The 22,349-nt window shown below is 37.7% G+C and carries 22 protein-coding genes; all 22 read left to right on the plus strand.

What is annotated here, in order from left to right:
• The first annotated feature begins 55 nt into the window (after positions 1–55).
• The 22 genes from acpP (at position 56) to hslU (ending at position 22,277) form a co-directional block, all read left to right on the plus strand.
• Positions 56–289: an acyl carrier protein gene (acpP, locus tag DM800_RS15140; RefSeq protein WP_000786062.1), complete on the plus strand. Its 234-nt coding sequence runs from the start codon at positions 56–58 to the stop codon at positions 287–289.
• Positions 290–348: 59 nt separating this feature from the next.
• Complete coding sequence (gene rncS, locus DM800_RS15145; RefSeq protein WP_001146867.1) at positions 349–1,086, plus strand: ribonuclease III; 738 nt, start codon at positions 349–351, stop codon at positions 1,084–1,086.
• Between the two features lie 147 nt (positions 1,087–1,233).
• Entirely contained in the window at positions 1,234–4,803 is a 3,570-nt protein-coding gene (gene smc, locus DM800_RS15150; RefSeq protein ID WP_000478993.1) for a chromosome segregation protein SMC, read from the plus strand.
• A 15-nt stretch (positions 4,804–4,818) separates the two neighbouring features.
• Positions 4,819–5,808, plus strand: a complete 990-nt coding sequence (ftsY, locus tag DM800_RS15155) for a signal recognition particle-docking protein FtsY (RefSeq protein ID WP_000007644.1) — start codon at positions 4,819–4,821, stop codon at positions 5,806–5,808.
• 133 nt (positions 5,809–5,941) lie between these two features.
• On the plus strand, positions 5,942–6,274 hold the full coding sequence (locus tag DM800_RS15160) for a putative DNA-binding protein (protein WP_000891061.1): 333 nt from the start codon (positions 5,942–5,944) through the stop codon (positions 6,272–6,274).
• A 12-nt stretch (positions 6,275–6,286) separates the two neighbouring features.
• Positions 6,287–7,636 carry a signal recognition particle protein gene (ffh, locus tag DM800_RS15165; protein WP_000863466.1) on the plus strand — a complete coding sequence of 450 codons (1,350 nt, stop codon included), beginning with the start codon at positions 6,287–6,289 and terminating at the stop codon, positions 7,634–7,636.
• 100 nt (positions 7,637–7,736) lie between these two features.
• The gene (gene rpsP / locus DM800_RS15170) at positions 7,737–8,009 is read left to right on the plus strand and encodes a 30S ribosomal protein S16 (protein WP_000268750.1); all 273 of its coding nucleotides are present in this window, start codon (positions 7,737–7,739) and stop codon (positions 8,007–8,009) included.
• Between the two features lie 14 nt (positions 8,010–8,023).
• Complete coding sequence (locus DM800_RS15175) at positions 8,024–8,251, plus strand: KH domain-containing protein (RefSeq protein WP_000737397.1); 228 nt, start codon at positions 8,024–8,026, stop codon at positions 8,249–8,251.
• Positions 8,252–8,372: 121 nt separating this feature from the next.
• The gene (gene rimM, locus DM800_RS15180; RefSeq protein WP_000170282.1) at positions 8,373–8,888 is read left to right on the plus strand and encodes a ribosome maturation factor RimM; all 516 of its coding nucleotides are present in this window, start codon (positions 8,373–8,375) and stop codon (positions 8,886–8,888) included.
• Complete coding sequence (trmD, locus tag DM800_RS15185; protein WP_000686894.1) at positions 8,888–9,622, plus strand: tRNA (guanosine(37)-N1)-methyltransferase TrmD; 735 nt, start codon at positions 8,888–8,890, stop codon at positions 9,620–9,622. Before rimM ends, trmD begins: the two co-directional genes overlap by 1 nt.
• Before the next feature lie 146 nt (positions 9,623–9,768).
• Positions 9,769–10,113, plus strand: coding sequence for a 50S ribosomal protein L19 (rplS, locus tag DM800_RS15190; protein ID WP_001186518.1), 345 nt, complete (start codon positions 9,769–9,771; stop codon positions 10,111–10,113).
• A gap of 101 nt (positions 10,114–10,214) precedes the next feature.
• Complete coding sequence (gene lepB, locus DM800_RS15195) at positions 10,215–10,766, plus strand: signal peptidase I (RefSeq protein WP_087981660.1); 552 nt, start codon at positions 10,215–10,217, stop codon at positions 10,764–10,766.
• A 20-nt stretch (positions 10,767–10,786) separates the two neighbouring features.
• Complete coding sequence (ylqF, locus tag DM800_RS15200; RefSeq protein WP_048546006.1) at positions 10,787–11,677, plus strand: ribosome biogenesis GTPase YlqF; 891 nt, start codon at positions 10,787–10,789, stop codon at positions 11,675–11,677.
• A gap of 52 nt (positions 11,678–11,729) precedes the next feature.
• On the plus strand, positions 11,730–12,503 hold the full coding sequence (locus DM800_RS15205; RefSeq protein ID WP_048546004.1) for a ribonuclease HII: 774 nt from the start codon (positions 11,730–11,732) through the stop codon (positions 12,501–12,503).
• 194 nt (positions 12,504–12,697) lie between these two features.
• Positions 12,698–13,858, plus strand: a complete 1,161-nt coding sequence (gene sucC, locus DM800_RS15210) for an ADP-forming succinate--CoA ligase subunit beta (protein WP_001020778.1) — start codon at positions 12,698–12,700, stop codon at positions 13,856–13,858.
• Positions 13,859–13,877: 19 nt separating this feature from the next.
• Entirely contained in the window at positions 13,878–14,780 is a 903-nt protein-coding gene (gene sucD / locus DM800_RS15215) for a succinate--CoA ligase subunit alpha (protein WP_000115178.1), read from the plus strand.
• A gap of 87 nt (positions 14,781–14,867) precedes the next feature.
• Positions 14,868–15,737, plus strand: a complete 870-nt coding sequence (dprA, locus tag DM800_RS15220) for a DNA-processing protein DprA (protein WP_048546002.1) — start codon at positions 14,868–14,870, stop codon at positions 15,735–15,737.
• Between the two features lie 144 nt (positions 15,738–15,881).
• Positions 15,882–17,960: a type I DNA topoisomerase gene (gene topA / locus DM800_RS15225; RefSeq protein WP_001286953.1), complete on the plus strand. Its 2,079-nt coding sequence runs from the start codon at positions 15,882–15,884 to the stop codon at positions 17,958–17,960.
• Between the two features lie 48 nt (positions 17,961–18,008).
• Positions 18,009–19,313, plus strand: a complete 1,305-nt coding sequence (gene trmFO / locus DM800_RS15230; protein ID WP_147787121.1) for an FADH(2)-oxidizing methylenetetrahydrofolate--tRNA-(uracil(54)-C(5))-methyltransferase TrmFO — start codon at positions 18,009–18,011, stop codon at positions 19,311–19,313.
• 65 nt (positions 19,314–19,378) lie between these two features.
• Complete coding sequence (gene xerC, locus DM800_RS15235) at positions 19,379–20,278, plus strand: tyrosine recombinase XerC (protein WP_001101235.1); 900 nt, start codon at positions 19,379–19,381, stop codon at positions 20,276–20,278.
• A gap of 42 nt (positions 20,279–20,320) precedes the next feature.
• On the plus strand, positions 20,321–20,863 hold the full coding sequence (gene hslV, locus DM800_RS15240; RefSeq protein ID WP_000526271.1) for an ATP-dependent protease proteolytic subunit HslV: 543 nt from the start codon (positions 20,321–20,323) through the stop codon (positions 20,861–20,863).
• Between the two features lie 22 nt (positions 20,864–20,885).
• Positions 20,886–22,277, plus strand: coding sequence for an ATP-dependent protease ATPase subunit HslU (hslU, locus tag DM800_RS15245; RefSeq protein WP_060488429.1), 1,392 nt, complete (start codon positions 20,886–20,888; stop codon positions 22,275–22,277).
• The last annotated feature ends 72 nt before the right edge of the window (positions 22,278–22,349 follow it).

Consider the following 22,349-nt stretch of genomic DNA (forward strand, 5'->3'; position numbering starts at 1 on the left):
TCAACTAGTTTTTTTGGCCAATATTTAATATAATATTTGAGGGGAGGTGAATGGAATGGCAGATGTTTTAGAGCGTGTAACAAAAATCATCGTTGATCGTTTAGGTGTAGAAGAAACTGAAGTAGTACCAGCTGCGAGCTTTAAAGAAGATTTAGGCGCAGACTCCCTAGATGTAGTAGAACTTGTAATGCAATTGGAAGATGAATTCGAAATGGAAATTTCTGATGAAGATGCTGAAAAGATTGCTACTGTTGGCGATGCTGTGACTTACATAGAGAGTCATCTATAATGCTTAAGTGAAGTCCCGTTTTTTTAGCGGGGCTTCTCGGCTTATATCTGGAGGGACTTATGCCGTACCGAAAACATAGAGAAAAAAAATACGAAACAAAATATCGTGAAGCGTTTAAAGTATTTCAAGAAGAGATAGGTATTACGTTTTCAGATGAAAAATTATTGATTCAAGCATTTACGCATTCATCGTATGTGAATGAGCATCGAAAAAAACCGCATGAAGACAATGAGCGTCTCGAATTCCTTGGAGATGCAGTATTGGAACTTACTGTGTCACAGTATCTGTTTCAAAAATATCCGACAATGAGCGAAGGAGAGTTAACGAAACTACGTGCAGCTATTGTATGTGAACCATCTCTTGTTCGTTTTGCAAACGAGTTGTCATTTGGTAGCCTTGTTTTATTAGGAAAAGGTGAGGAAATGACAGGTGGACGTGAACGACCAGCTTTATTAGCGGATGTCTTTGAAGCGTTTATTGGTGCCCTTTATCTTGATCAAGGGTTAGAAACAGTATGGGGCTTCTTAAAAGAAATTGTATACCCTAAAATTAATGAAGGTGCTTTTTCTCATGTGATGGATTATAAGAGTCAATTACAAGAGTTGATTCAGCGTGATGGTAGTGGCAATATTGAGTATCAAATTTTGCAGGAAAAAGGACCGGCCCACAATCGAGAATTTGTGTCACGTGTTACGTTAAATAACGTGGCTTTAGGTCTTGGTAGTGGCAAGTCGAAAAAAGAAGCAGAGCAACAAGCTGCTGCAGAAGCATTGAAAAAATTAAAAGAACAACTATAAGGAATCCCCCTTTGAATGAGGGGGATTCCTTATGCATAGAATGAAACTTTCTTTTTGTTTGTGAATAAAGGGAAGGGAAATCCGTATAATAGCTTGTTTTTGTATAGACAACAGTTATAACAACGGAGAATAGGAGGAAGGCCTTTCGTGTTTTTAAAAAGATTAGAAATAGCAGGGTTTAAGTCTTTTGCTGAGCGTGTATCTGTTGATTTTGTCCCAGGTGTAACTTCCGTAGTAGGACCTAATGGAAGTGGGAAAAGTAATATTACTGATGCGATTCGCTGGGTACTTGGTGAACAATCTGCAAAATCATTACGTGGTGCAAAGATGGAGGATATTATTTTTGCAGGCAGTGATACGAGAAGAGCAGTTAATGTTGCTGAAGTAACAATAACTTTAAATAATGAAGATCAACGTTTACCGATTGAATATAATGAGGTGTGTGTAACGCGTCGTGTATCTCGTTCTGGTGATAGTGATTTTTATATTAATAAACAATCATGTAGATTGAAAGATATTATCGATTTATTTATGGACTCTGGTATGGGAAGAGAAGCTTTTTCGATTATTAGCCAGGGGAAAGTTGAAGAGATTTTAAGTAGTAAATCAGAAGAACGTCGTGGTGTATTTGAAGAAGCTGCGGGAGTGCTGAAATACAAACTTCGTAAAAAGAAAGCTGAAGTGAAATTAGCAGACACACAAGAAAACTTAAATCGTGTACAAGATATCATTCACGAATTAAGTAGTCAAGTAGAACCTTTAGAAAGACAAGCTTCTATTGCGAAAGATTATCTCGAGAAAAAAGAAGAATTAGAGAAAGTAGAAGCGGCGCTTATTGTACATGAAATTGAAGAATTACATGAGAAATGGGAAGCGCTTCGAAATCAGTTTGGGCATAATAAAAACGAAGAAGCTAAAATGTCAACGCATTTACAAAAAGGTGAAGAAGAGCTTGAGGAATTACGAGGACAATTACAAGCAGTAGATGAGTCTGTAGATTCCTTACAAGAAGTGCTACTTCTTTCTAGTAAAGAGCTAGAAAAGTTAGAAGGACAGCGTGAGTTATTAAAAGAGAGAAAACAAAATGCAACGACGCATTGTGCACAACTCGAACAGTTAATTGTTGAATTAACAGAGAAAGCTACAAGTTATGATGGTGAAATTGAATCCAGTACAGAAGTGTTGATGCAATTTGTAAATCAAGTAAAAGAGTTGGAGACGAAATTGCATGATAATGAGCTACTGCTTGCAACTTTTGCTGACAATTTAGAGGAACAAATTGAGAATTTAAAAGGTGACTATATTGAACTTTTAAATCAACAAGCTAGTCATCGTAATGAGTTATCTATGATTGAAGAACAATCTAAACAACAAAACTCAAAAAATGAACGCCTCGATGAAGAAAATGCGAAATATGTAGAAATACGCATGGAAATTACAGCGAAAAAGACGAAACTTGTGGAAAGTTATGAACAAGTGAAAGAAAAAGTAGCTGGTATCCTTTCGAATATACAAAAGACAGAAGCGGCACTTGGGAAATGCAAGACGCAGTATAGTGAAAATGAAACAAAACTGTATCAAGCGTATCAATTTGTACAACAGGCACGTTCTCGAAAAGAAATGCTAGAAGAGATGCAAGAGGATTACTCTGGTTTCTATCAAGGGGTACGTGAAGTATTAAAAGCTAGAGAAGATAGGTTGCAAGGTATCGAGGGTGCTGTTGCAGAACTGCTAACGGTACCGAAAGAATATGAAATTGCAATGGAAATTGCTCTAGGTGCAGCAATGCAGCATATTGTCGTACAAAAAGAAGAACATGCTCGTAATGCAATTACGTTTTTAAAACAAAATAAACATGGACGAGCAACGTTTTTACCACAAGCTGTTATTAAAAGTAGATCGTTATCATTTGAACAATTACGTATTGTAAATCAACACCCATCGTTTGTAGGTGTGGCGGCAGAACTTGTGCAATATAACAATAAATATGAAAATGTAGTTTCAAATTTATTAGGTACTGTTATTGTTGCGAAAGATTTACGTGGGGCGAATGAGTTGGCGAAACAATTGCAATACCGTTATCGCATTGTAACAATCGAAGGTGATGTAGTGAACCCTGGTGGTTCTATGACTGGTGGAGCGGTAAAACAGGCGAAATCTTCTTTATTAGGACGTCAACGTGAGCTAGAAGAGTGGACGAACAAGTTAACTGATATGGAAGAAAAAACGACAAAGTTAGAAAACTTTGTTAAAGCAGTAAAGCAAGAGATCCAAGAAAAAGAAGTGAAAATACGGGAACTAAGGCAAAGTGTAGAAGCAGAGCGTGTAGATGAACAGAAATTAAGAGAAGAAATTAGTCGCTTAGAATTAGAAGAACATCGTATTAATGATCGTTTATCTATTTACGATTTAGAGATTGAAGGATTCTTACAAGATCAAGTGAAAATACAAGGACGTAAAGAAGAGCTAGAAAAGATTTTAGCAACGCTTCAAGCGGAGATTACGGAATTAGATAGCAAAATTGTCGCTTTAACAAAACAAAAAAGTGAGCAGCATTCTTCGAAGGAAAAAGTGCAAAAAGAAATGACTGAGTTAAAAGTGTTGGCGGCTGAAAAGCAACAACGCTTATCTAATCAAAAAGAAAAAGTTGAACGATTGACGAAGGAAAAAGAAGAAACGGATGCAACGCTTGTCAAAACGAAAGAGGATTTAGCATTCTTAAAACAAGAAATGACATCTAATTCAAGTGGTGAAGAACAGATTACGAATATGATTGAGAAGAAAGCATATGATCGTAATCAAACTTCAGAGTTAATTCGCTCTCGTCGTGAACAACGCGTATCGTTACAAGAGAGAGTAGAACATTTAGAACGTAATCTGAAAGAAACAACAGGTAAACATAAATACATTCTTGAGATGCTGAAAAATCAAGAAGTAAAAATAAACCGACTTGATGTAGAGTTAGAAAATAGATTACAACATTTACGTGAAACATATACGATTTCATTTGAAGCAGCAAAACTGAAGTATACAATGATGATGCCTGCAGAGGATGCACGTAAAAAAGTGAAACTAATTAAATTATCCATCGAAGAGCTAGGCACAGTGAACTTAGGGGCAATTGAAGAGTATGAGCGTGTAGCAGAGCGTCATACATTCTTACTAGAGCAAAAAGATGACCTAGAAGAAGCGAAAGCGACATTGCACCAACTTATTACCGAAATGGATGAAGAAATGAAAAAACGTTTTTCTACTACGTTTGAAGGAATTCGAATGGAGTTTCAATCGGTATTCTCTGAATTATTTGGAGGCGGTAGAGCGGATTTAGTCATGACGAATCCAGAGGACTTATTAAATACTGGTATTGATATTGTAGCGCAACCGCCAGGGAAGAAACTGCAAAACTTAGGTTTACTTTCTGGTGGGGAGCGTGCTTTAACAGCAATTGCGCTGTTATTCGGTATTTTAAAAGTGCGCCCAGTCCCATTCTGTGTATTAGATGAGGTAGAGGCGGCTCTTGATGAGGCGAATGTTGCCCGTTTTGCGCAGTATTTAAAGAGATTTAGTGATGAGACACAGTTTATTGTTATTACACATAGAAAAGGTACAATGGAAGAGTCTGACGTATTGTACGGTGTAACAATGCAAGAGTCAGGGGTATCTAAACTTGTTTCGGTTCGTTTGGATGATGGAGAAGAACTAGTTGCAAGTAATTAGGAAGGATGGGACAGTATGAGTTTTTTTAAAAAATTAAAAGAAAAAATTTCAAAACAAACAGATACGGTAACAGAGAAATTTAAACATGGATTAGAAAAAACGAGAAATTCGTTTGCAGATAAAGTAAATGATTTAGTTTATCGTTATCGTAAAGTAGATGAAGATTTCTTTGAGGAATTAGAAGAAATTTTAATTGGTGCAGATGTCGGAGTTTCGACGGTAATGGAATTAATTGATCAATTGAAAGAAGAAGTGCAACGTCGTAACATCCAAGATCCAAAAGAAGTACAAGCTGTTATTTCAGAAAAGTTAGTAGGAATTTACAAAGGCGACAGTGAGTTTAGTAACGAAATTAATATGCAAGAGGATCAATTAACAGTTGTTTTATTTGTCGGTGTTAACGGCGTAGGGAAAACGACGACGATTGGTAAACTAGCACATAAATTCAAATCAGAAGGTAAGTCTGTCCTATTGGCGGCAGGAGATACATTCCGCGCAGGAGCGATTGAACAATTAGAAGTATGGGGCGATCGCGTTGGTGTAGAAGTGATTAAACAAGGGTCGGGATCTGATCCAGCGGCGGTTATGTATGACGCTGTACAAGCCGCGAAAGCACGTAAAGTAGACGTATTACTATGTGACACAGCAGGACGCTTACAAAATAAAGTAAACTTAATGAAAGAGTTAGAGAAAGTGAAGCGTGTAATTGAGCGTGAAGTACCGGGGGCTCCTCACGAAGTATTACTTGTTATTGATGCAACAACAGGACAAAACGGTTTAAGTCAAGCGAAGACATTCCGTGAAGCAACGAATGTTACTGGTATTGTTTTAACGAAGTTAGATGGAACTGCTAAAGGTGGTATTGTATTAGCGATTCGTAACGAAATGGATGTACCGGTGAAATTCGTTGGATTAGGAGAGCAAATGGATGACTTGCAGCAGTTTGATCCAGAACAATATGTGTATGGTTTATTTGCGAACTTAGTAGAAACAGAAGAAGTGTAAGTGAAAGAAGCGGTATTTTCCGCTTCTTTTTCTATAAAAATATGTGATGTTAAGAAAAAAACTTGACACTCTTTTGTACTCCATGTAAACTAATTCATGTAAAGGGAAATCACTTAACAAAGGATGATCCAACATGCTCGAGAAAACAACGAGAATGAACTATTTATTTGATTTTTATCAATCGTTGTTAACGCAAAAACAAAGAAGTTATATGTCGCTTTATTATCTAGATGATTTATCTCTTGGTGAAATTGCGGAAGAATTTGATGTAAGTCGCCAAGCCGTGTATGATAACATTAAACGGACTGAAGCGATGCTTGAAGAATATGAAGATAAATTAGTATTACTTCAAAAGTTTCAAGAGCGACAGCGACTTGTTGCAAAGCTAAAACAGCTAATCAGCGAAGAAGAGCATGTGAATGAAGAAATGAAACAAGTTGTTGAAGCTATCGAAAAATTAGATTAGGAGGGCGGCAATATGGCATTTGAAGGATTAGCCGACCGACTTCAACAGACAATGCAAAAAATCCGCGGCAAAGGAAAAGTTTCTGAAGCCGATGTGAAAGAAATGATGAGAGAAGTTCGTCTAGCTCTTTTAGAAGCGGACGTTAACTTTAAAGTAGTAAAAGATTTTGTAAAGCGTGTGTCTGAACGTGCTGTCGGACAAGATGTAATGACAAGTTTGACACCTGGACAACAAGTAATTAAAGTCGTACAGGAAGAACTTACAGAACTTATGGGCGGAGAGCAAAGCAAAATTGCTGTTGCTAATAGGCCACCGACTGTTATAATGATGGTTGGTCTGCAAGGTGCGGGTAAAACAACGACGACAGGTAAGCTTGCGAATTTGCTTCGTAAAAAGCATAATCGTAAACCAATGCTTGTTGCAGCGGATATTTACCGTCCAGCAGCGATTAAACAGCTTGAAACATTAGGGAAGCAATTGGACATGCCTGTATTCTCTTTAGGAGATCAAGTAAGTCCTGTTGAAATTGCGAAACAAGCGATTGCAAAAGCAAAAGAAGATCATCACGATTATGTTTTAATTGATACAGCAGGTCGCCTGCATATTGATGAAGAACTAATGGATGAATTAGCGAAAGTGAAAGAAGTTGCGAAACCGGATGAAATTTTCCTTGTTGTCGATGCGATGACGGGACAAGACGCGGTAAATGTTGCACAAAGTTTCCATGAACAGTTAGGTTTAACAGGTGTTGTATTAACAAAATTAGATGGTGATACGCGCGGTGGTGCGGCATTATCTATTAAGGCGGTAACAAATACACCGATTAAATTTGCTGGTATGGGTGAAAAACTAGATGCGATTGAAGCGTTCCATCCAGAGCGTATGGCATCCCGTATTTTAGGGATGGGAGACGTCTTAACATTAATTGAAAAAGCGCAAGCTACAGTTGATGAAGAGAAAGCAAAAGAACTTGAGCAAAAAATGCGTACGCTTTCGTTTACGCTTGACGATTTCCTAGAACAACTTGGACAAGTGCGTCAACTTGGACCGCTTGATGAATTGTTAGGAATGCTTCCTGGTGCAAATAAAATTAAAGGGCTGAAAAATGCGCAAGTTGATGAAAAACAAATTGGGCATATTGAGGCAATTATTCGTTCTATGACTAAATTAGAGCGAGAACAACCGGAAATAATCAATGCTAGTCGCAAAAAGCGCATTGCCAAAGGTAGCGGTACAACGGTACAAGAAATCAATCGTTTAATCAAGCAATTTGATGATATGAAAAAGATGATGAAAACGATGACGGGAATGCAAAAAGGTAAGAAAAAAGGACTAGGTGGATTGAAGTTTCCATTCATGTAAGGAAAAAAGATGGCTCTGTTAAGAAAAAATACTTTACAAAGCAATAGTCTTTTTGCTAATATAATTATCTGTGTGAAATAAATTCGGAGGTGCTTTATAAATGGCAGTTAAAATTCGTTTAAAACGTATGGGAGCTAAAAAAACTCCTTTCTATCGTGTAGTTGTTGCAGATTCTCGTTCTCCTCGTGACGGACGTTTCATTGAGGAAATCGGTACTTACAATCCGGTTGCTCAACCAGCTGAAGTTAAGATCAACGAAGAAGCAGCATTAAAATGGTTAGGAAATGGTGCTAAACCATCTGATACAGTTCGTAACTTATTCTCTAACCAAGGTATCATGGAGAAATTCCACTTATCTAAACAAGGTAAGTAATTGAGGCAATGACTATGAAGAAGTTAGTCGAGACGATTGTCAAACCTCTTGTCGATCATCCTGAAGATGTAAAAGTTACACAGGAACTTTACAACGGAGAGATAAAGTATCGATTAACTGTACATCCTGAGGATGTTGGAAAAGTCATTGGAAAGCAAGGGAAAGTTGCGAAAGCAATTCGAATGCTCTTGTATTCAGTGGGACATCATAATGATGAAAAAGTAACACTGGAAATTCAATAAACGTAAAAAGGGCGAGGAGTTATTTCCTCTCCCTTTTTTAACATTTAAAGAGAAGTTGCATGTTCCATATGTGAAATGGAGATGCTTAATTTATATAGAAACCAGGGGTGACATACTATTTATGACAAAATGGTTTAACGTAGGGAAAATTGTAAATACTCATGGCGTAAGAGGAGAAATACGTGTTATTTCTCGTACTGATTTTCCAGAAGAGCGATATAAAGTAGGAAACACGTTATACATAAGTAATGAGAAAAGTACAGACTACCTTCCAGTGAAAGTAACTTCTCATCGTCAACATAAGACATTTGATCTATTAACATTTGAAGGATACAACAATGTAGATGAAGCAGAGAAGTTTAAAGGTTCTTTAATAAAAGTACCAGAAGAGCAGTTAGGTGAACTAGCTGAAGGCGAATACTACTACCATGAAATTATTGGTTGCAGTGTTGTAACGGAAGAAGGAGAAGCGTTAGGAACAATAAAAGAAATTTTATCTCCTGGTGCAAATGATGTTTGGGTAATTAAACGTCCAAAAGGTCAAGATCTATTAATTCCTTATATTGATGATGTTGTACTTCAAGTTAACATTGAGAATAAATTAGTAACCATTCATGTAATGGAAGGGCTATTATAATGAAAATTGACATTTTAACATTGTTTCCAGATATGTTTACGGGTGTGTTTGGATCTTCAATTTTAAAGAAAGCGCAAGAAAAAGAAGCGGTAGAGCTTCGTGTTGTCAATTTCCGCGATTATACAACGAGTAAGCATAATAGTGTAGATGATTATCCGTATGGTGGTGGCGCTGGGATGGTATTAACCCCCCAGCCTATCTTTGATGCAGTGGAAGAGTTAACGAAGGAAACAGACCGTAAACCGAGAGTTGTCCTAATGTGTCCACAAGGAGAGCGTTTTACGCAGAAGAAGGCAGAAGAACTTGCTGAAGAAGAGCATGTTATTTTTGTGTGTGGTCATTATGAAGGGTACGATGAACGAATTCGTGAGCATCTCGTAACGGATGAAATTTCTATCGGTGACTATGTATTAACCGGCGGAGAGTTAGCCTCTATGGTTATTACGGATAGTGTCGTGCGTCTCCTCCCGGGAGTGCTAGGAAATCATGCTTCACAAGTCGAGGATTCGTTTAGTACAGGTTTATTAGAACATCCTCATTATACACGTCCAGCTGATTTTCGTGGTATGAAGGTACCGGATGTACTAATGTCAGGAAATCATAAAAATATTGATGAATGGCGACACAAAGAATCACTACGTCGTACGTACACGCGTAGACCGGATTTACTGGAAGAACGAGAATTATCTAAGCAAGAAGCGAAATGGCTAGAACAAATTAAAGAAGACAAGTAAGGGCTTGATATATTTTCTATTGCAACAGTCCTAGCAATATGCTATTATAACACTTGTGCTACTGAAATCAGTGGCCGTATTAACGATGTTCCGCTGTAATTTATTAAGACTTTATAAGAGCATCTGTTTAAAGGAGAGAATTTAATATGCAACAATTAATCGCAGAAATTACTCAAGGCCAATTAAAAACTGACCTTCCTTCATTCCGTCCTGGAGACACTTTACGTGTACACGTAAAAGTAGTTGAGGGAACTCGTGAAAGAATTCAGCTTTTCGAAGGTGTTGTAATTAAACGTCGTGGTGGCGGAATCAGTGAAACATTCACAGTTCGTAAGATTTCTTACGGTGTAGGTGTTGAGCGTACATTCCCAGTTCACACGCCAAGAATCGCGAAACTTGAAGTACTTCGTCGTGGTAAAGTACGTCGTGCTAAGTTATACTACTTACGTAACCTTCGCGGTAAAAAAGCACGTATTAAAGAAATTCGATAAGACATGTATGGGAGCTTGTAAATACACAAGCTCCCTTTTTCCAATCTATATAAAATTTTGATATAATACGAGCAGCTTACATAATCGTGGAGGGGAAATGCATGAAAAAAGAAAAGAGTTCACTTTGGGAATGGATCAAAGCAATTTTGATTGCTGTTGTATTAGCGGGTGTTATTAGACAGTTTTTCTTTGCTCCAATTCTCGTAGATGGAGTATCGATGGCGTCTACTTTACATGATCGCGATCGAATGATTGTCAATAAAATTGGTTATCACATAGGAGATCCGAAACGATTTGATATTATCGTATTCCGAGCAACGGAAGATAAAGATTATATTAAGCGCATTATCGGCCTGCCAGGCGATGAAATAGAGTATCGTAATGATAAACTATATGTTAACGGAAAGGCTTATGAGGAGCCGTATTTAGACAAGCAAAAAAAACAAATTGCTGACGGACCGCTTACATATGATTTTACTCTTGAAGAAATGACCGGGAAGAAAACTGTTCCAGAAGGTCAATTATTTGTTTTAGGCGATAATCGTCGTTTTAGTAAAGATAGCCGTTCGATTGGTACAATTGCAATGGACCAAGTGATTGGAAAAGCAAATATACTATATTGGCCGTTAAAAGATGCTCGTATTGTGAAATAAAAGAAAAAGAAGGTGGCAACATGGTAATTCAATGGTTCCCGGGACATATGGCAAAGGCTAGACGCCAAGTAACAGAAAAATTAAAGTTAATTGATGTTGTAATTGAGCTTGTAGATGCTCGATTACCTTTATCTTCTCGAAATCCAATGATTGATGAGATTATTACACATAAGCCGAGGCTTGTTGTTTTAAATAAAGCGGATATGGCAGATGATCGTTTAACAAAGCAGTGGATTGCATATTTTAAAGAAAAAGGCCAAATGGCAATTTCAATTAACGCACAAGCTGGACAAGGTATGAAGGAAATTGCAGCGGCTTGTAAAGTGTTGGTGAAAGAAAAATTTGATAAAATGGTGGCAAAAGGTATTAGACCGAGAGCAATTCGTGCATTAATTGTAGGTATACCGAATGTTGGTAAATCTACGTTAATTAATAAGTTGGCGAAGAAAAATATTGCTAAAACAGGAGATCGTCCTGGTGTAACAACAGCTCAACAATGGATTAAAGTTGGGAAGGAAATGGAACTGTTAGATACACCGGGTATTTTATGGCCTAAATTTGAAGATCAATTAGTGGGTCTTCGTTTAGCGACAACAGGCGCAATTAAAGATTCAATTTTAAATTTACAAGATGTTGCTGTTTACGCTTTACGTTTTATGGAAAAACATTATCCAGAACGTTTGAAAGATCGATATAATTTAAATGAAATTCCAGAAGATATTGTGGAGTTATTCGATGCAATTGGAAAAAATAGAGGCTGTTTAATGGGCGGCGGAATGATTGATTATGATAAAACATCTGAGCTTATACTTCGTGAGCTTCGTGGTGGGAAACTTGGGAAAATGACGTTTGAAACACCAGAAGAGTTTGCGGAGCAAGTAGAAGGTGTTGAAAAAGTAGAAGAAGTATAAGACGTGCGTTTGTACGTCTTTTCTTTTTTGTATATAAAAGGAGTGTGCGTGAATGCAAAAAGTGACTATTCAAGAAGCGGAACATTTACTGCAAAAAATTATGAGTGAAGAGGACGACCGCTTTCAAATATTAATGAAAGATGAGCGAAAAGGGGTACAAAAGCTCATTTTGAAGTGGCATAAACAAAAAGAGTTAGCGCAGAAAGAAAAAGAAAAGTTTTTCGAAATGTCCAAGTATGAGATTGCATTACGTGAAAAAGGGCTCACATTTATTGCAGGTATAGATGAAGTAGGGCGTGGGCCGCTAGCTGGGCCTGTCGTGACGGCAGCTGTTGTCCTTCCGGAAGATTTTTATATTCCAGGGTTAAATGACTCGAAAAAGCTGAGTGAGGCGAAGCGAGAGCGTTTTTATGATGAAATTAAAGCACAAGCAATTGCAATTGGAGTTGGAATTGTATCACCACAAGTTATTGATGAGATAAATATTTATCAAGCGACGAAACAAGCGATGTTAGATGCTGTTGCGAATTTATCTTGTGCACCAGAACATTTATTAATTGATGCGATGAAACTTCCTACACCAATTCCGCAAACATCCATTATTAAAGGTGATGCGAAAAGTATTTCTATTTCAGCTGCATCCATTATTGCGAAAGTAACGAGAGATCGTATGATGAAAGAGCTTGGAGAAAAGTATCCTGCATATGGATTTGAACAACATATGGGATATGGCACAAAACAACATTTAGAAGCGATTGAAGCGCATGGAGTATTAGAAGAACATCGCAAATCGTTTGCACCAATTAAAGATACGATTCAAAAATAAGCTGCGAATATGCAGCTTATTTTTTTATTTTGGTATATGAACATTATTATTTTCAAAAAAGAATAAAGCGATTTCAGTTTTCTGACACTTTATTGTAGACAGCGTGCCAATCATCTTATACAATGGCAATGTAATGTTTTTTAAACATTTAAAAACTTTTCGAGTAAAACAGGAAAACAGGGGAGGATGGGACCATGAATATCCATGAGTACCAAGGTAAGGCAGTCCTTAAAAGCTATGGGGTTAGCGTTCCGAACGGGAAGGTTGCATTTACAGTAGAAGAAGCTGTAGAAGCAGCGAAAGAATTAGGAACGGATGTATGTGTAGTAAAAGCACAAATTCACGCTGGTGGACGCGGCAAAGCTGGCGGAGTAAAAGTTGCAAAAAATTTAGATGAAGTTCGTACATATGCAGAGAGCATTTTAGGAACTACACTTGTGACACATCAAACAGGTCCTGAAGGTAAGGAAGTAAAACGCTTACTTATCGAAGAAGGTTGCGATATTAAAAAAGAATATTATGTTGGTCTAGTTTTAGATCGTGCAACTTCTCAAGTTGTTTTAATGGCATCTGAAGAAGGTGGAACAGAAATTGAAGAAGTAGCAGAGCAAACACCTGAAAAGATCTTTAAAGAATATATTGATCCAGCAGTAGGCTTACAAGGCTTCCAAGCGCGCCGAATCGCGTTTAACATCAATATTCCAAAAGAGCTTGTAGGACAAGCTGTGAAGTTTATGATGGGCTTATACCGTGCGTTTATCGAAAAAGATTGCTCTATCGCGGAGATCAATCCACTTGTTACAACAGGTGACGGTAAAGTTATGGCATTAGATGCGAAATTAAACTTTGATTCTAATGCTTTATATCGCAATAAAGACATTTTAGAACTTCGTGATCTTGATGAAGAAGATTCAAAAGAAATTGAAGCTTCTAAATATGACTTAAACTACATTCCTTTAGATGGAAATATCGGTTGTATGGTTAATGGTGCAGGTTTAGCGATGGCTACAATGGATATCATTAAACATTACCATGGCGATCCAGCTAACTTCTTAGATGTTGGTGGCGGTGCAACAGCTGAAAAAGTTACAGAAGCATTCAAAATTATCCTTTCTGACAAAAATGTAAAAGGTATCTTCGTTAACATTTTTGGTGGCATTATGAAGTGTGATGTTATCGCAGAAGGTGTTATTGAAGCGACGAAACAAGTAGGTCTTGAATTGCCTTTAGTTGTACGTCTTGAAGGTACAAACGTAGAGTTAGGTAAGAAAATTTTAAATGAGTCTGGCTTAAATATTGTTGCAGCAGAATCTATGGCAGACGGTGCACAAAAAATTGTTTCACTAGTGGGCTAATAGAAAGCGGGGGAGAAAAATGAGCGTATTAGTTAATAAAGATACAAAAGTTATTGTTCAAGGTATTACAGGTTCTCAAGGTTTATTCCACACAAAACAAATGATTGAATACGGTACGAAAATTGTCGGTGGTGTAACGCCAGGTAAAGGTGGCACTGATATTGAAGGTGTACCAGTATTTGATACTGTAGAAGATGCAGTGAAAGCAACAGGCGCAAATGCTTCAGTTGTATACGTTCCACCCGCTTTTGCGGCTGATGCAATTATGGAAGCAGTTGATGCAGAAATCGATTTAGTAGTATGTATTACTGAAGGAATTCCTGTATTAGATATGGTAAATGTAAAGAGATATATGGCGGGTAAACATACACGTTTACTTGGACCAAACTGTCCTGGTGTTATTACGCCTGATGAATGCAAAATTGGTATTATGCCAGGGTACATTCATAAAAAAGGCCATGTAGGTATCGTATCTCGCTCTGGTACATTAACGTATGAGGCTGTACATCAGTTAACACAAGAAGGTATTGGCCAATCTACTGCTGTAGGTATCGGTGGGGACCCAGTTAACGGTACGGACTTTATTGATGCGTTAAAAGCATTTAATGAAGATGAAGAAACGCATGCTGTAATTATGATTGGTGAAATCGGTGGTACAGCAGAAGAAGAGGCAGCTGAATGGGTGAAAGCTAATATGACAAAACCTGTTGTAGGCTTCATTGGTGGCCAAACAGCGCCTGCTGGCAAACGTATGGGCCATGCTGGTGCAATCATTTCTGGTGGTAAAGGAACTGCTGCAGAAAAGATTAAAACGATGGAAGCTTGTGGTATTAAAGTAGCGGAAACTCCAGCGGTTATGGGCGAAACGCTAATCTCTGTCTTAAAAGAAAAAGGTCTATTTGAGACTTGTAAAAACTACTAATCTGTTGAAAGACACCTTCTTGCTTGAAGGTGTCTTTTTACGCAATTCTTGTTTACATAATAAAAATTATGGGTAAGGAGAATTAAGATGAAAAGAGAACGATTATTACATCTTCATTATTTTTTAGCAGATCATTGGAAGGCGATGGAAAGACTACTATATGTCGATCCTGAATTGAAGGGAATATACACTTTTAATACGAAACAAATGGAATACTACACTGGAATATCCTCGAAAAAATCTTTAGAATTAGTAAATTTTCTTCAAAGTTCAAATCTCCCGCAATATATATCTTATTTAGAGAAAAATCGAATCTTCTATATGACTATATGGGACGAAGATTATCCACAATTATTACGTGAAATACAGGATCCCCCATTTGTATTATATGGAAAAGGAGAGAAGTGTTTTCTCAGTAAAGCGAATAAATTAGCGGTTATTGGAACGAGAGAACCGATTTTATATGGACATGAGAGTTTAAAATTTATTTTACACCCATTATTAGAAAGGGAATGGCTTATTGTCAGTGGGTTTGCAAGAGGGATAGATACAATGTCTCATGAAATTACAGTAAGACGGCATTGCCCGACTATTGCAATACTAGGACATGGATTATCGTATATGTATCCAAAAGAGAATAGACATTTATATGAAACGTGGAATGAATATATATTGTTATTAACAGAGTATCCGCCGCACTATGCACCGAAAAAATGGTATTTTCCAAAAAGGAACCGGATTATTAGTGGTATAAGTAAGGGTGTTTTAGTTGTAGAAGCGAAATCAAGAAGTGGAACACTTATTACTGCGGACCTTGCTTTAGAGCAAAATAGAGAGGTATTTGCACTTCCTGGACCTATATTTATAGATAGTGCATCAGGAACGAATCATCTGATTCAACAAGGAGCAAAACTAGTAAGAAATGCAGAAGATATCTTGGAAGAAGTTTTAAATTAACCTTATATTTTTATGTTTTTATTAAACAATTATTGACAAATGGTAGATAGGCACTGTATGGTATATTCATTCTTGATTGACAAAAACAAGAGAAATCAATAAGATTGATGAAGACTTGAATCCACCTCTTAAGGAGGCACTAGCATGTCAGATTACCTCGTAATCGTGGAGTCGCCTTCTAAGGCGAAGACCATTGAGAAATATTTAGGGAAAAAATACAAAGTTGTCGCGTCTATGGGACACGTTCGCGATTTACCTAAAAGCCAAATGGGGATAGAAGTAAAGAACAACTTCACCCCGAAGTATATTACCATTCGTGGTAAAGGTCCCGTCTTAAAAGATTTAAAATCAGCGGCCAAAAAAGCAAAGAAAGTCTATCTCGCGGCCGATCCAGACCGCGAAGGGGAAGCGATTGCTTGGCATTTAGCCAATACGTTAAATGTGGACGTTGAATCAGATTGCCGAGTTGTGTTTAATGAGATTACAAAAGATGCAATAAAAGAATCATTTAAACATCCTCGTGCGATTAATATGGATTTAGTAGATGCACAGCAAGCAAGGCGTATACTAGATCGTCTTGTTGGTTACAATATTAGTCCTTTATTATGGAAGAAAGTAAAAAAAGGATTAAGTGCAGGACGCGTACAATCTGTAGCAGTTCGTTTAATTATCGAACGTGAAAAAGAAATTCAAATCTTTGAGCCTGAAGAATTCTGGACAATTAAGACAGAATTTGTGAAAGGGAAAGACACATTTGAAGCAAGTTTTTACGGTGTAGATGGTGAAAAAGTTCAATTAACGAATGAAACGCAAGTGAATGAAATAATTGAACAGATGAAAGATAATGCGTTTTCAGTTGAAAATGTAACGCGAAAAGAGCGAAAACGTAATCCTGCATTACCGTTTACAACATCTTCCTTGCAACAAGAGGCAGCTCGTAAGTTAAACATGCGAGCAAAGAAAACAATGATGCTCGCGCAGCAATTGTATGAAGGGATAGATCTTGGAAAGCAAGGGACTGTAGGTCTTATTACGTATATGAGAACTGACTCAACACGTATCTCAGAAACAGCTCAAACAGAGGCGCGTACTTACATTACTGAGGCGTTTGGTGCGGAATACATAGGGACAGAAAAGAAGAAAGAAACGAAAAAGTCGAACGCGCAAGATGCGCATGAGGCAATTCGTCCTACTTCGGTAATGAGAAGGCCAGAGGAACTAAAGAGTTTCTTAAGTCGTGATCAACTTCGGTTGTATAAACTGATTTGGGAGCGATTTGTTGCAAGTCAAATGGCGTCTGCTATAATGGATACTGTGACAGCTAGACTCATTAATAACAATGTTCAGTTCCGTGCAAGTGGATCGGTTGTAAAGTTTCCAGGATTTATGAAAGTGTATGTAGAGTCGAAAGATGACGGGGCTGAAGAAAAGGATAAAATGTTGCCACCTTTAGAAGTAGGGGAAACGGTATTTTCGAAGGATTTAGAACCGAAGCAACACTTTACACAACCTCCGCCGCGCTATACAGAGGCTCGTCTAGTAAGAACACTTGAAGAGCTTGGAATTGGAAGACCGTCGACTTACGTACCGACACTTGAAACGATTCAAAAACGTGGATACGTAGGTTTGGATAATAAACGCTTCGTTCCAACTGAACTTGGTGAAATAGTAATTGAACTTATTTTAGAGTTTTTCCCAGAAATTATTAACATTGAATTTACTGCTAACATGGAGCAAAGTCTTGATGAAGTAGAAGAAGGAAATGCGAATTGGGTAAAAATTGTTGATGATTTCTACGTAGGCTTTGAACCGCGTTTAGAAAAAGCGGAAAAAGAAATGCGTGAAGTGGAAATTAAAGATGAACCAGCTGGGGAAGACTGTGAATTGTGTGATCACCCAATGGTCTTTAAAATGGGTAAATACGGGAAATTTATGGCTTGTTCGAATTTCCCAGATTGTCGTAATACAAAACCGATTGTGAAAGAAATCGGTGTTACTTGTCCGAAGTGTGATAAAGGTCAAATTATTGAACGCCGTAGTAATAAAAAGAAACGTCTTTTCTATGGATGCGGTACGTATCCAGAGTGTGACTTTGTATCTTGGGATAAACCAATTGGTCGTAAATGTCCGAAGTGCGAAGGTATGCTTGTAGAGAAGAAGTTGAAAAAAGGCGTGCAAGTACAATGTATTTCGTGTGATTATGAAGAAGAACAACAAATGTGAGCGTAACTGCTCACATTTTTTTCGGGAAGAAAAGGAAAGGTGATAAATATGACAACACAAGTAGTAAACGTCATTGGCGCAGGTCTTGCAGGAAGTGAAGCAGCTTACCAAATTGCAAAACGTGGTGTCCAAGTGAAATTATATGAAATGAGACCAGTAAGGCAAACGCCAGCTCATCACACAGATAAATTTGCAGAGTTAGTATGCAGTAACTCGCTTCGCGCAAACACATTAACAAACGCTGTTGGTGTTATTAAAGAAGAAATGCGTTTAATGGACTCTGTTATTATTCGTGCAGCTGATGAGTGCTCTGTACCAGCAGGAGGAGCTTTAGCTGTAGATCGTCATGAATTTGCGGCAAAGGTAACAGAGTATGTGAAAAAACATCCGAACGTAACTGTGATGAATGAAGAAATTACTGAAATTCCAGAAGGGCCTACTGTTATCGCGACAGGTCCACTTACGTCTCCTGATCTTGCTGCACAATTAAAAGAATTAACAGGTGAAGATTATTTTTATTTCTATGATGCTGCAGCACCGATTGTTGAGAAAGATAGCATTGATATGAATAAAGTATATTTAAAGTCTCGTTACGATAAAGGGGAAGCTGCATATTTAAACTGCCCAATGACGGAAGAGGAATTTGACCGTTTTTACGAGGCATTACTTGCTGCTGAAACAGTACCTTTAAAAGAATTTGAAAAAGAAATTTTCTTTGAAGGTTGTATGCCGGTAGAAGTTATGGCAAGTAGAGGAAGACAGACGCTAGTATTTGGACCGATGAAACCTGTTGGATTAGAAGATCCGAAAACAGGAAAAACGCCATATGCTGTTGTTCAGTTACGTCAAGATGATGCAGCAGGAACGTTATACAATATCGTAGGTTTCCAAACGCATTTAAAGTGGGGACCACAAAAAGAAGTGTTACAGTTGATTCCAGGACTGGAAAATGCAGAGATTGTACGTTATGGTGTAATGCATCGTAATACGTTTATTAATTCACCTAACTTGCTTCGTCCAACATATCAATATAAACAACGTGATGATTTATTCTTCGCTGGCCAAATGACTGGAGTAGAGGGATATGTTGAATCGGCGGCATCAGGATTACTAGCGGGTATTAACGCTGCTCGACTTGTGAAAGGTGAAGAGCCGGTTGTATTACCGCCTGTAACTGCAATGGGAAGTATGGCGAATTATATTACTGCGACAAACGCGAAAAACTTCCAGCCAATGAATGCAAACTTCGGTTTGTTTGCACCGTTAGAGAAGAAAATTAAGAGGAAAGCAGAACGAAATGAAGCATATGCAACACGCGCTTTAGAAACAATTCAAAATTTTGTAAATATTTAGTTAAATTTCTTGCAAAGGCTACTAAGTTGTGATACGATTTAGTAGCCTTTATTGAGGTGAATTGTGTGAATGTGAAGAAATTGTTACAATTATTCGTTGGATATTTACAAATTGAAAGAAATTATTCAAAATATACAATTGCAAGTTATCAAAATGATTTAGAACATTTTGTGCAATTTATGGAGCGAGAAGGCATATCCTCTTTTTTAGATGTTACATACGCGGATGTTCGTTTGTACTTAACGACGTTGCACGATGAAAAGTTAGCCCGTAAATCTGTCGCAAGAAAAGTATCAAGCTTACGAAGTTTATATCGTTTTTTGATGCGTGAAGGTTATCGGAAAGATAATCCGTTTGCACTTGCGTCACTCCCCAAAAAAGAATTGTCAATCCCAAAGTTTTTATATGCTGAAGAATTAGAGGAATTATTTGAAGTTGCTGATACGGAAACACCGCTAGGTCAAAGGAATCAAGCTTTATTAGAGTTGATGTATGCGACTGGAATCCGTGTGAGTGAATGTGTCAATTTACAACTTACCGATATTGACTTCGCGGTGGGAACAATTTTAGTAATGGGAAAAGGAAAAAAACAAAGGTATATTCCGTTCGGAAGCTATGCGCAAGATGCTTTAATTACTTATATAGAGAACGGGAGAAAACAGTTGGCTCACAAAACTGAAGAACACTCTCATATGGTATTTTTAAATGCGAAAGGCACGCCGCTAACAAGTCGAGGGGTACGCTATGTATTAAACGAACTCATTAAGAAGGCTTCACTGACAATGCGGATAAGTCCCCATATGTTAAGGCATACATTTGCTACACATATGTTAGATGAAGGGGCAGATTTACGTACTGTACAGGAGCTACTCGGTCATGAGAATTTGTCGACGACACAAATTTATACGCATGTCTCTAAAGAAAGATTGCGTTCGGTCTACATGAAGCATCACCCGCGGGCATAAATTGCTTTTAAAGCTATAAAAACATATAAAGGAGTTTTTTCTATGGGAAATTTCCACGCTACAACGATATTTGCAGTTCATCATAATGGAGAATGTGCAATGGCTGGAGATGGTCAGGTGACAATGGGAAATGCAGTTGTAATGAAACATACAGCTCGTAAAGTCCGTAAACTTTTCCAAGGGAAAGTTTTAGCTGGCTTTGCAGGTTCCGTTGCTGACGCATTTACTCTTTTTGAAATGTTTGAAGGGAAATTAGAAGAGTACAATGGGAACTTGCAGCGTGCTGCAGTTGAGATGGCAAAACAATGGCGTGGCGACAAAATGTTACGTCAGCTAGAAGCGATGCTCATTGTCATGGATAAAACAACTATGCTTCTTGTTTCAGGTACAGGAGAAGTGATTGAACCAGATGATGGGATTTTAGCGATTGGATCTGGTGGGAATTATGCGCTTTCTGCAGGTCGTGCTTTAAAGCAATATGCAAGTGAACATTTAACAGCGAAGCAAATTGCGAAAGCGAGTTTAGACATTGCTGGCGATATTTGTGTTTATACAAACCACAATATAATTGTGGAAGAATTGTAGAATCGTAAGGGAGGCATTTTATATGCATTTACATTTTACTCCGCGTCAAATTGTGGAAAAATTAGATCAATACATTATCGGTCAAAAAGATGCGAAGAAAGCGGTTGCTGTAGCTTTAAGAAATCGATATCGTCGAAGTAAATTAGCTGAAAATCTACGTGATGAAATTGCGCCTAAAAATATTTTAATGATTGGACCGACAGGTGTTGGTAAAACAGAGGTAGCACGACGAATGGCGAAACTCGTTGGAGCACCTTTTATTAAGGTTGAAGCTACCAAATTTACAGAAGTTGGATATGTAGGTAGAGATGTAGAATCGATGGTACGTGACCTTGTGGAAACGTCAGTTCGTATCGTGAAAGAAGAAATGGTAATTAAAGTACAAGACAAAGCAGAAGAACAAGCGAACCAACGTCTTGTTGAAATTTTAGTGCCGAGTCCGGAGAAACAATCTGGATTTAAAAACCCATTAGAAATGCTATTTGGCGGTGCTCAAAATTCGAATCAAACATCTGATGCACAGGAAGATGGTGAAATCGAAAAGAAACGTCAAGATGTGGAAAGAAAGCTTGCTGCAGGACTTCTTGAAGATGAAATTGTATCGATTGAAGTGACTGAGCAACAGTCTTCCATGTTCGATATGTTACAAGGAACTGGTATGGAACAAATGGGAATGAATTTCCAGGATGCATTAGGAAGTTTTATGCCGAAAAAAACAAAAAAACGTAAACTTTCTGTGAAAGAAGCAAGAAAACTCTTGACAAATGAGGAAGCACAGCGCTTAATTGATATGGATGAAGTTACACAAGAGGCTGTTTATCGTGCTGAACAGCTCGGGATTATTTTTATCGATGAAATTGACAAAATTGCTGGTAAGCAGTCGAATAGCGTAGATGTATCACGTGAAGGTGTGCAACGTGACATTTTACCAATTGTAGAAGGATCGAATGTTGCGACAAAATACGGATCAGTAAAAACGGATTATATTTTATTCGTTGCAGCTGGAGCGTTTCATATGTCTAAACCGTCGGATTTAATTCCGGAACTGCAAGGGAGATTTCCGATTCGAGTAGAATTAACAAAATTATCGACAGATGATTTTGTTAAAATATTAATCGAGCCTGACAATGCGTTAATTAAACAATATATGGCTTTATTAGCGACTGAAGGTATAGAAATTGAATTTTCAGACGAAGCTATTCGTAAGATTGCTGAGATTGCTTATCAAGTTAATCAGGATACAGATAATATTGGAGCAAGAAGACTTCATACGATTATGGAGAAACTCCTTGAAGATTTATCGTTTGAAGCATCTGAAATTACGTTAGAGAAAATAACGATAACACCTCAATACGTTGAGGAGAAATTAGCAACGATTGCTAAAAATAAAGATGTGAGCCAGTTTATTTTGTAATAGTGTCATCAGGTGACTCGCCCTAGTTTCCAAGTGATGAAAAAATATGTAAGTAACATGTAGGAGGAACTT

This window comes from Bacillus sp. AY18-3 (assembly GCF_008042305.1).
GTDB classification, from domain to species: domain Bacteria; phylum Bacillota; class Bacilli; order Bacillales; family Bacillaceae_G; genus Bacillus_A; species Bacillus_A wiedmannii.